Origin of the sequence: Cryobacterium sp. M91 (assembly GCF_002929615.1) — a bacterium.
GTDB classification, from domain to species: domain Bacteria; phylum Actinomycetota; class Actinomycetes; order Actinomycetales; family Microbacteriaceae; genus Cryobacterium; species Cryobacterium levicorallinum.
The window spans coordinates 35,775-46,422 of the sequence record NZ_PJJT01000070.1 but is presented as its reverse complement, the minus strand read 5'-3'; the positions used below and the strand labels follow the sequence as shown (position 1 = coordinate 46,422).

Annotated in this window: 13 protein-coding genes; 11 read left to right on the top strand and 2 right to left on the bottom strand. The window is 56.4% G+C overall.

The annotated features are described in order from the left end of the window. On the top strand, positions 1–387 hold a 387-nt coding region (locus CXY80_RS03445; RefSeq protein WP_146070662.1), incomplete at its 5' end, for an integrase core domain-containing protein. A 40-nt stretch (positions 388–427) separates the two neighbouring features. On the opposite strand, the gene CXY80_RS03440 is transcribed toward CXY80_RS03445, so the two are convergent. Continuing rightward, positions 428–1,171: a GntR family transcriptional regulator gene (locus CXY80_RS03440; RefSeq protein ID WP_104131623.1), complete on the bottom strand. Its 744-nt coding sequence runs from the start codon at positions 1,169–1,171 to the stop codon at positions 428–430. Between the two features lie 57 nt (positions 1,172–1,228). Between CXY80_RS03440 and CXY80_RS03435 the strand changes: the two genes are divergently transcribed. The 10 genes from CXY80_RS03435 (at position 1,229) to CXY80_RS03395 (ending at position 9,471) form a co-directional block, all read left to right on the top strand. Continuing rightward, positions 1,229–2,407, top strand: coding sequence for a phosphotransferase (locus CXY80_RS03435; RefSeq protein ID WP_104131622.1), 1,179 nt, complete (start codon positions 1,229–1,231; stop codon positions 2,405–2,407). Positions 2,408–2,415: 8 nt separating this feature from the next. Further along, complete coding sequence (locus CXY80_RS03430; protein ID WP_104131621.1) at positions 2,416–3,189, top strand: ABC transporter ATP-binding protein; 774 nt, start codon at positions 2,416–2,418, stop codon at positions 3,187–3,189. Continuing rightward, complete coding sequence (locus CXY80_RS20000; RefSeq protein WP_104131620.1) at positions 3,173–4,003, top strand: ABC transporter permease; 831 nt, start codon at positions 3,173–3,175, stop codon at positions 4,001–4,003. Before CXY80_RS03430 ends, CXY80_RS20000 begins: the two co-directional genes overlap by 17 nt. Positions 4,004–4,050: 47 nt before the next feature. Further along, positions 4,051–5,184 (top strand): ABC transporter substrate-binding protein, encoded by a 1,134-nt coding sequence (locus CXY80_RS03420; RefSeq protein ID WP_233194907.1) that lies wholly within the window; start codon positions 4,051–4,053, stop codon positions 5,182–5,184. Positions 5,185–5,223: 39 nt separating this feature from the next. Beyond that, positions 5,224–6,048, top strand: coding sequence for an N-acyl homoserine lactonase family protein (locus tag CXY80_RS03415; protein WP_104131618.1), 825 nt, complete (start codon positions 5,224–5,226; stop codon positions 6,046–6,048). Between the two features lie 113 nt (positions 6,049–6,161). Next, entirely contained in the window at positions 6,162–7,166 is a 1,005-nt protein-coding gene (locus tag CXY80_RS03410; RefSeq protein ID WP_104131617.1) for a dihydroxyacetone kinase subunit DhaK, read from the top strand. Further along, complete coding sequence (locus tag CXY80_RS03405; RefSeq protein ID WP_104131616.1) at positions 7,163–7,795, top strand: DAK2 domain-containing protein; 633 nt, start codon at positions 7,163–7,165, stop codon at positions 7,793–7,795. Before CXY80_RS03410 ends, CXY80_RS03405 begins: the two co-directional genes overlap by 4 nt. Before the next feature lies 1 nt (position 7,796). After that, positions 7,797–8,111: a hypothetical protein gene (locus tag CXY80_RS03400; RefSeq protein ID WP_104131615.1), complete on the top strand. Its 315-nt coding sequence runs from the start codon at positions 7,797–7,799 to the stop codon at positions 8,109–8,111. A gap of 285 nt (positions 8,112–8,396) precedes the next feature. Then, positions 8,397–8,558, top strand: coding sequence for a hypothetical protein (locus CXY80_RS19370; RefSeq protein ID WP_158251553.1), 162 nt, complete (start codon positions 8,397–8,399; stop codon positions 8,556–8,558). A gap of 31 nt (positions 8,559–8,589) precedes the next feature. Then, entirely contained in the window at positions 8,590–9,471 is an 882-nt protein-coding gene (locus tag CXY80_RS03395) for an NAD(P)-dependent oxidoreductase (RefSeq protein ID WP_104131614.1), read from the top strand. Between the two features lie 267 nt (positions 9,472–9,738). On the opposite strand, the gene CXY80_RS03390 is transcribed toward CXY80_RS03395, so the two are convergent. Beyond that, positions 9,739–10,434, bottom strand: coding sequence for an Abi family protein (locus CXY80_RS03390; protein ID WP_104131613.1), 696 nt, complete (start codon positions 10,432–10,434; stop codon positions 9,739–9,741). Positions 10,435–10,648 lie beyond the last annotated feature (214 nt).

The window sequence follows — 10,648 nt, the reverse complement described above, 5'->3', positions numbered from 1 at the left end:
GCCGGCCACGCCGTACGGCCCGGTTTGATACATCACAGCGATGCCGGATCTCAATACACATCGATTAAATTCACCGAGACTGTCGCTCTCGAAGGCCTCATCGCCTCGATCGGAACCATCGGCGACGCCTACGATAACGCGGCCGCGGAGACCGTCATGGGGCTTTACAAAAACGAGGCCGTGGCGAAGAACTCACCCTTCGTGACGGGCCCGTTGAAGACCCTCGCTGACGTCGAAAAACTCACCTTCGACTGGCTGGACTGGTACAACAATCGGCGCCTGCACAGCGCACTCGGGAACATGCCGCCCGAAGAATATGAACGCAACTACTACGCTGCAACAAACGGCCCGATAAATATCGAAGCCGCCAACAAAACGGCGGCATGAAACCCGGGACGGTTCAGGTAGAGCTGGCGCCCTTCAGTCGCTACACGACACGAAGGACCATAAAATCGAAGTTATTGTCCACGAAGTGGACCCGCGTGTGCATGAAGGGACGATCATCGACGTCAAATTGCATCTGATCAAGAAGTAGAAATGGCCCGCCCGGCGCAACCAACGAATGCTCACCAACCCATCGATCCGGAAGTGTATTGCGTGCCTTCACATGTGCAACCGCATAACGCGGCTGCACCGACGTGTGTTTATGAAGGTAGTCAAACACCGAACCCGTCAGGCTAGAGGGGCTAAAATGCGCACCAAAAACCCACAACGGCATGACATCGTCGACGTACGCGGCGGGTTTACCGTCCGCCTTGATCGTTCGTTGGATGTCGAGAACGCTACTTCCGTGCTCCAGATCGAAGCTGTTCGCCTCCTCGCTTGACGAGGCCCTCACCTGTTTCATCTTATAGATCGTTGACGGCTCGAGGCCCATCTCTTTGATGGTCGCGCTGATCGAGGTTAACTCTTGAAGGCCGGCGCGAACACCGGGAGTCCGGCGCAAGATGTACGTTCCTTTGCCTTGCTTGGAGACCACAAGCCCGCGCGCTTCCAGCGAATTCAGGGCCAAGCGGATCGTGACTCGCGATACCCCAAACTCGGCACATAGGTCCTGCTCAGTGGGAAGCTTTTCAAGACCCGCCCACTCTCCATGTCGAATGCGATTCGAGAACTCGGCGACCAGTAATCCAGTCCGGCTTTGCATTCGTCTTTTCTCTGTAGCGGCCATGATGCCAATCGTATCCTGGCTATTGACAGTTGACGCCTAGCAGTTGACTATTGACTCATGGAAAAACTAGCACGGGTCGCCGACGACCAAGAGCCGGAAGTTATGTCTTTCGGCCGTGCAGTCCTGGGTGGCCGAGTTCACTCCCTCGAAGAGGTCAGTCACGGGAACATCAATCGGATTTTCATTGCTCGCGCGGAAGCGGGCGAGGTTGTCATAAAGATGGCGGTTCCTTTTGTCCGCAAGCTCGGGCTTAGCTCGCCACTGACTGTTGGTCGATTGCAGAGCGAAGCATTGGCCTTACAGGTACACTCACTCGTCGCTCCCGGCCTGCTTCCGCAGCTACTTTCTCTCGACCCTACGAAAACGATGATGGCCATCGAGTATCTTCGCGGCCATTCGGATTGGCGCGAACAACTCGGTGCCGGAATTTATGTCGCTGGAGTCGGATCTACGTTGGGCTTGTACCTCGCGCAGATAATGCGCAAGACGAGACCCGACTATCCGCGTTCCGGAGTGCCCGTCGACGTCGCCGCGACCTTGGGAAATATTGCAATGCGGTCGTTCAGCGAGAATGTCATCTTTGTCGCTCCGTTTTCGAAGAAGATTTGGACTTCTCGACCGTCGCTAAAAACCAGTCAAGACGTCGAGAGGATCGCATTCGCGCTTGCGGAGAGAACCCGCTGGCTGTTCACGACTCGCAGAGATTGTCTTTTGCACGGTGACCTACACACTGGGGCTGTGCTCGTGAACCCGCTGAGCAGCTCGATCAAGGTCATAGATCTCGAGTTCGCCAACTACGGCCCCGTGTCATTCGATATCGGAGTCATATTGGCTCACTTGAAGATTGCCCAAATCCGCGCTCACGTTCTCGGCGACCGAAAAGGCATGGTGTACCTCGACCAACAGGCTCAAGACTTATGGCACGGGTTCCTGCGAGCGCTTCCTGACATATTCGAATCTCCAGCATGGATTGAGCGCCTTACAGAGCAACTGCTGCAGGAAACAAGCTGGTTTGCGGCCATGGAGCTATTCCGACGAACTCACGGCGTGTTTCCGGTCAGCGATCTCGAGACTCTCCCGGCGCAACACAAACGTGATGCAGAAGAGCGAATTTTTGACACTTGGCTTAGTTGGGCCGATGCCCCCTCACCGAGGACCTTCGACGACTATTGGGGCGTCGTGCCAATGACACTAAAAGACCCTGCCCTCTCAACCCAGTTCAGAAAGATCGCGTAGGACGCAACATGAAAGAGATAGTAATCGACCAAGTGTCAAAGGTGTTCGAATCCAAGCGAAGCAGAACTGTTGCGCTGAATGACGCCGCATTGACCATCGCCCCGGAAGAGATCGTATGCGTGGTTGGTCCCAGCGGCTGTGGTAAGACTTCGCTTCTAAATCTAGTCGCCGGCTTCGAAATGCCAACCACCGGTGAGATTCGTGTGGGAGGTTCGCGAGTGAGAGGCCCCTCGCAGGAACGAGCGGTGGTGTTTCAGTCCGATGCCGTTTTCCCCTGGCTGTCAGTCAGGGACAACATTGGCTTCGGCCTTCGTGCTCAGGGGAAATCCGCTGTTGAGCGTAATGAACGTGTCGCTCGATTCATCGAATTGGTCGGTCTAAGCGAATTTGCGAATTCCTACCCCAAGGAGCTGTCGGGTGGAATGCGCAAACGAGTTGATATCGCACGTGCATACGCGAGTAACCCGGATATTCTCTTGCTCGATGAACCCTTTGGAGCATTGGATCATTTCACAAAGGAGGTCATGTGGTTGGCCCTCCGCCAGGTCGCAGCCGCAGAACCTAAGACCATTCTCTTCATCACTCATGATATCGAAGAGGCTCTGTTCTTGGGAGACCGTGTGGTCGTGATGACGCCGAGGCCCGCGCGAGTGCACAGCATCATCGACGTTCCCTTCGGGTCAAACCGGGGTTTGGAGCTCCGCGCAGACCTGGAATTCCAAAAAATGCGCCTCGATATCGTTCGCACACTCATGGAGGTGAATAATGGCGACCTCAGTTAATCTGGAAAAGCCGAAGGAGACTGGGAGCATAGGGAGCATAGGGGGCAAGCCGCCCCGACGTTCCATCAGCGGACCGCTCATCAGCGCTGCCGCAATTGTCGCGCTGTTGATTCTTTGGTGGGTTCTAACTACCGGTACGAAGCTCATTCCCGGTCTCTTCTTCCCCTCGCCAGAGTCGCTGCTCACGGCTGTAGCCACTCTGAAGATGCAGTTGTTGAACGATGCGCTAGCAACGCTAATGCGTGTCATCGTGTCGTGGGCGGCCGGATCCATTCTCGGAATTCTGACAGGTCTAGCCATGGCGCGAAGCCAAGTTCTACGTTTCGCGCTAACGCCACTTATCGAAGCACTGCGTCCAGTGCCGCCCGTGGCTCTCATTCCGTTCGTCATACTCTGGTTCGGCATCGGCGACAATGGCAAGATATTCCTTGGGGCGCTCGCCTGCTTCATGGTGATGGTTGTCAACACGACCGTCGCCGTGTCCAACGTCCCGCCCGTCTACACTCAGGCCGCGCGGTCACTCGGAGCAAGCGAATCCAGGATCTACCGCACCGTCATCCTGCCGGCGATCACTCCAGAGCTTCTCTCTGGTTTCCGAATCGGAAGCGCCCTAGCGTTCGCAGTCATTGTTGCTGCCGAATTCCTCGGCGCCAACGACGGCATCGGCCGGCTCATCATGCAGGCCAGCCGCACGCTGAACACCAGCGTCGTGCTACTGGGCACGATCGTCATCGCGATCTTGGCCGTCCTCCTGGACCAGGTCATCTGGCGGGTGAGCGCACGAGTCACTCGATGGTCCGCGAACAGATCTTAAGTCTGCCTCATAGATTCCAAACTCTGAACACGAAAGTGAGACACGCAATGAAAGTAATAAAGATGGCTGCCATCCCGGCAGCGCTTCTCGTGGCGCTGACGGGATGCGCCACCGGCGGCTCCGCACAGGACGGCGCCACCGGCGGCTCCGCACAGGACGGCGCCGGATTGACGACGATGAAGGTTGGAATCTCACCCTTTCAGGACACCTACCTGCCGATAATCGGCACTGAGAAAGGTTGGTTCGAGGAAGTCGGCCTTGATGTGCAGTTCCAGTCTCTCGCGTGGAACGCAGTCATGCCTGTCGTGGCTTCCGGTGACATCGACCTTGCCGTCTACGCAACTACCGGTGTCGTCGCCACGGCAAATGCCGATCCCGAAGTCGTCTACGCATACGCATGGAACTTCTTCACCGAAGGTGCCGCCATGATGGTCCGTCCGGACGGCGGCATCAAGTCCGTCGAGGACCTCGAAGACGAGTCGACCGACCGTGACGCCGCCCGCGACGCCGCCGTTCGGCAACTCAAGGGAAAGACCATCGTCACCACGCTCTCAACCGATATGGGTAAGACCGTCGTCGACGCTCTCGAGTCAGTCGGATTGACCCAGGACGACGTCGAGCTCATCGATATGGACACGGATGCTGGGCTCGCGGCGTTTCTCGCCGGAACTGGTGACGCTTATCTTGGTGGTATCGCTCAGCGAGCCACCGCCCTGAAGAACGGCATGGTGGCGGCCATTACGGGAGTCGACTTGAGTGCCCCTGTCATTAACGGTGCCGTGATGAAGCGTAGTTACCTCGAGAGCAACAAGGATGATGTCCTCGCGTTCGTCAACGTGATGCACAGAATTATCCGTTTCTGCGACGCGGAGCTCGACGAGTGCGGGAAAATCATCACCGACCGACTGAACGAGGAAACGGCTGGCGGCCTCACTGTGGAGGCGTTCAAGGACTACTGGCAGAAGCTAGAGCTATATGCCTCAAATGCGCAAGAATCCAGCGATATGGCTTTGTCCAAGGATGGCATTTCGTATTGGAAGACGACTTGGGACGGAGATAACAAGTATCTCGTCGAGACCGGGGCTATTCCTGCAGAGGTCGAATCAGCGGAACATTTCCTCATGCCAGAGGTCTGGGACGAGTACGTGGCGAAGTACGGCATCGATGAAACCGGCTTCTGACGCCCTCTGGACATCAAACAGAAAAGGAAATGGGATAAAATGAGTGTGAAAATCCATCACATTGTGACCGGTGAGCTGCAGAACTCGCTTCGTGTGTCGCTGCTCAACGAGGCCGAACATCCTGATGTTGCTCATGAGGACAGGCTGCCCTTCGGCTTCCGTCACGACATCGTTCGAGAGAACGGTGACATCGAAGATGGGGTCATGGTGCCGGTGCCGGTCTGGCTCCTCGAAGGGACGGACAAGACGATCTTGATCGACACCGGTCTTGGCGATCCAAGAGAAGTCGCCGAGATGCAGAAGCGGTATGGCGTCGATGTGCTGACCACGAAGTCTGAGGATCAGGACCTGGTTGCAGGCCTCGCCCGATATGGCGTGACCCCAGAAGATATTGACATCGTCGTCCTTACCCATCTGCATTTTGACCACATTGGGAACAACGAGTTGTTCCCGAATGCCACCTTCATCGTGCAGAAAGACGAGCTACCGAACGGCGAACAACCGCCGACTTTCTGCATGTACTACTACCCCGAATACATTCGAAAGATTGACGCCGTCCGGGACCGGCTGCAGATCGTAGACGGAGATGTGGAAATTGACGACAACGTCAAACTGGTCAAGATCGGTGGGCACACCCCTGGATGCATGGTCGTCATGGTGAAAACCGACATCGGCACCGTCTGCTTAACTAGCGACGTCATGTACAACTACAAGAACCTCGAACTCAACTGGCCTACTGGATCATTCTGGGACCTCCCAGATCTCATGGCTGGATTCGACCGAGTGCACGCGGAGGCCGACATCATTGTGCCGGAACATGACTGGAAGGTGCGCGAGCTCTTCCCTAGTGGCACCATCGGCTGATTCAGCGCCGGGGTGGCCGGGGATGGACTTCTCGAAAAGGTCCACCCCCGGCTCACATGTAAGGCATCCCGAAGGTCGCAATTTAGTGCGATCAGAGAGCTAGAGCTAGAGCTATGCAAAAAATCATCAATCGGCCGGACGATTTCGTCGACGAAGTCCTTGAAGGCATCCTCGCGGCACATCCTGGCGAACTGAAATCCATAACGAACGACAAGCGAGTCTTGGTTCGACCCGACGCGCCATTATTGGGCCGGGTCGGGATCGTCACTGGCGGCGGTTCCGGGCACCTTCCACTGTTCCTTGGCTATGTCGGGAAGGGCCTGTGCTCCGCTGTCGCAGTGGGCAATGTTTTCTCGTCTCCGTCAGTGGAGCAGATTCTTGAAGCAACACGGTTTGTTGACGGCAAAGCCGGCGTGCTCTATATCTACGGAAATTATGGCGGAGATGTGCTCAATTTCGACCAAGCCGCCGAAGCAGCCGCAGAAGAAGAAATCGCAGTACGAACCGTCGTTGTGACAGACGATCTGGCATCGGCGCCGTTCGACCGTCGAGAGACGCGCCGAGGCGTAGCGGGGCTCGTATTCGCGTATAAGGTTGCTGGGGCCGCTGCCGAGCGCGGCGCATCCCTTCAAGAAGTTACCGAGATTGCCACCCATGCGGTGAACCGAATGGCTTCGTTTGGAGTGGGTCTTTCCCCGGCGATTCTCCCCGCGGCTGGAAAACCTACCTTCACCCTTAAACCGGGTGAGATGGAGATCGGAATTGGTATCCACGGCGAACGAGGCACTCGTCGAACACCGCTACTTGACGCGGATTCGATCACCACCGAACTATTTCAGGGAATCGCGGATGACCTCAAGCTTGAGAATGGTGATTCTATAGCCGTTCTCATCAATGGGCTTGGTAGTACACCGTTGGAAGAGCTCTATCTAATGTTTCGTCGGCTCTCTTTACTGGCTGCGGATGCTGGGCTCAAAATCGAGCGAAGCTACATCGGCGATTATTCGACAAGTCTGGAAATGGCTGGAGCGTCTATAACCGTGTTGCACCTGGACGATGTGCTTCGTCCGCTGCTCGCCGACGAAGCATTGTCGCCATTCATACGGAGCAAGCTATGAACGGGAAGGAGCTCTCGGGGCACATTGTGGCTGCGTTCGCGAAGCTCGAGGCAAGCGAAGAGGAACTAAGAGAACTTGATGCTGTGGTCGGCGACGGCGATCTAGGTGTAACGATCCGCGAGTCAAGCAGAGCGATCCGTTCCTCGCTTGGACAGCTCGATCCGGGCATATCGCCTCGTGAGGTACTCGTGTTGACGGGAAAGACGATCAGCGTCGCGAATCCTTCGACGTTCGCGGCCCTCGTATCGATCGCGATCGCGAAAGCTACCAAACTCCTCAACGAAGATTCCGAGATATCGTCATCTACACTTCTACAGTTTGCGGAGTCAGCAGCAGGGGCGCTATCCCATGCAGGAAAATCGGGGATCGGCGACAAGACAATTCTCGATGCTCTCGTTCCCAGCGTTACAGCCGGTCACGAAGCACATGCCACAGGCACCGATGTCCTAAACGCCATGACAGTTGCTGCTCGAGAGGGCATTGAGGCTACCAAGACCCTCTCGTCTCGAAAAGGTCGAGCCGCTTGGGCCGGGGACCGATCAATTGGCCAGGCCGACGCTGGTGCCACCGCCTATCTCAGGTTTCTGGAAGCGCTTAGTTCAACCATTACAACCACAAGGAATGCCTAACATGTCAACGAGAATCTTTACCTTTTACAACCTTCGACCCGGTGTCAATCTTAAAGAATTCAAGGAATGGTCTCGAACCGTAGACCAGCCAATCTGCAACTCGATGCCCACATGCAACAGCTTCGAAGTTTTCCTCGTCAACCAAGGGATCGGAGACGGTGTCAGTTACAACGTGGTGGAAGACATTAGCGTCGAAAGCTGGGATGCCTGGCAAGAGACTCTCTCTTCGGATGCGTTCTCGAAAGTCTCGACAGAGTGGCCACGCTTCGCGGTCGAAAGTTCATTGATCAGCATCAGTTGCGAGAAAATCGAATAGTCTTCACAGGTCCCAGTGGTCCTGACATGGGCGTCTCGGGTATATTTTGGGGCAACTCAAACCTGCACTGTGCGAACGGGAGGGAAGTTGTGTCGTCATGAAATCCACCTTCCGTCTTTCTTTGAAACGTCTGTTTGTATAAATCAATTTTATCGAAAATTGGGCAAAATTAACAGGCTGCACCAAACAAAAACCCCGAGATTCCGCGAAACCAGAACCCCGCCTCACTGTCCATGGCCAGACCCCTGAACACCGACGGTTACGAACTGAATCTCAAGCGCACGAATGCTGTCGATCGCGACATCATCCTTTCTCGTTGCCGATAGCTCCGAGTTTGAGCGCCAGACGCTTTTTCAACTTTTTTCTCTCGCGCAGATGCCAGCGGGAATCACCGACGATCTCTTCGACCCCATCATCCGCGAGCCGACGATCGGGGAAGCACTGTAAATCAGATCTTTAACGAACGAATGGAACCAGCATGAGCGCAATTGCATTTATTGGTATGGGCACCATGGGCCAAGGCATGGTTTTCAATCTGGTGGCTGCTGGGCACGAAATCACGGTTTGGAATCGCAGTCCTCTGCCGCACGACGTACTGGAGCGAGTTCGCCTTGCTGCGAGCATCGCGGAGGCAGTAGCGGGAGCCGAGTTCGTTATGTACGCCCTGGCTGACGACGTCGCTGTACACGATGTGGCTCTCAGCCCGCAGGGGATTGCGGCGAGCGTCGACGCGTCAACCATCGTGATTGATCTGTCGACTATCTCCCCTGAGACCAGCGCAGTCGAGGCGGCTGCCTTTGCCGCCCGGGGAGTGCGCTTTCTTGATGCGCCCGTGTTCGGGTCGAAGGAGGAAGCCGCTAACGGAGGCCTGTGGATTGTCGTTGGCGGCGATGAGGCGACGTTCGAAAGTTCCAAGAGTGTTCTGGAACCGATCAGCGCAACGCTGCACTATATGGGACCGGCCGGAAACGGCGCGAAGATGAAGTTGGTGGGTAATCTTGTCGTTGCAGCCCAGCTTGAAGCACTTGGAGAGTCACTTTCGCTCGCAAAAAAGGCTGGACTCAATCTTGACGACGTGCTGGGCGTATTTGAGGTTACCGATTTTCGTTCGCCCATCTTTAACGGCGTAGGCTCTGCGGTGCTTGCGGATGACTATTCTCCGAACTTCGCACTCAAGCTCATGCTCAAGGACGGCAACCTGGTGAGGAACTTCGCCGACAGTCTGGGCGTCCACGTGCCAGCCACGTTGGCCACCGTTTCAACTCTCGAGCGAGCATTTAGTGCGGGTTATGGTGAAGAGAATGCATCAGCCCTCATCAAGGTGCTCGCCTCCGACGCCGGCGTAAACCTGGCGGAGTAGCCCTCGACTCTCCACCTCTACGTCCTAACTTCCTTAGCTCAGACGGCCAGAAGCGGTCGAGGAGCTTCTCAAAATTGCAGGGTCAGGGCGCCGCCGGGTTGAAGCCACCTATTTGGAGCCTGGAGAGATTGGCCCCTACTCTGACTTCGAGTTGGGCATGCTGCACGACAAACTCTCTGCATTGCGATGGGTTTTGGGTAGCGAATGGGATTTCCTGGACACATAGCCTCAATCCGGCCGTCCTCATCGACAGTCTCAGAAGCTTCCCTACGGTCGGCCGGCCAGGATCATGGCTGCCTCGCTGTTGGCTTTGAAGTGAGCGAGCGCGTCAGCAGAGAGCAACCGGATGACGTAGACAATTCGGCGACGTTCGCTTTCAGAGCCATAAAGGATGTTCTCGTGGTGCGCCACTCTGTTTCGGAAATATCGAAGCGCGGCCAACGCGTCATTGAGCGGGTTCCTGTCGGTCCCTGGTGGGAAGGCTTTGTGGAGATGAGGAACCCAGATGGTTTTCTCATGAGCGTCCGCGAAGAGGTAGGTCCAGAAGCCGAACATGAGTTCGGCGACGACTTTGCCCGGTATCGGCGGCGTGTGTGGTGACGTCGCTGCGTTGATCCGCGCCCGCTCAACGTTGCCACGAGCGATCTTATTGACGTCGCGCAAGCGGCCGGTCGCCCGGTCCTTTCTCATCACGACGGGAAACAATGTCAGCAGTGTCGCCGGATCCGTCCAGTGCGCGTCACCAGGGAGCGTGGCCGCTGCAAGCTGGCGATCGCACGCATTACGCAGACCGACTTCCAGATGGCTCAGATCGTGCAAGAAAGCCGCGCTCAGCTTTGCGTTCCACTCATAGAGCTCAAGCGCGCGTGAGCGAGATCCTCCGGCGGCGGTGAGGTAGGTGGAGAACCGGCCGGTGCTGAGCCATTCCTCTATCCAGAGCCCGTCGCTCGATGTCGTTGCCACAGGACGCCCTCCGAGCTAAGATTGATCTGCAAGCCCTTGATGACCGCTGTCTCATGTTACTTGGGCCACGAATTGGGAACTCCGGTACTTCGCCTTGGCGGACCCGGAGTTTTTCATTAGTCCTGCACTCCGCCAGCCGTGCCAGCCCTTCGGCGATGCCCTACGCGGCGTTGGCCCTGGCGCGTGTTCCGCGCCAGTAGACGAGGCACCGCGA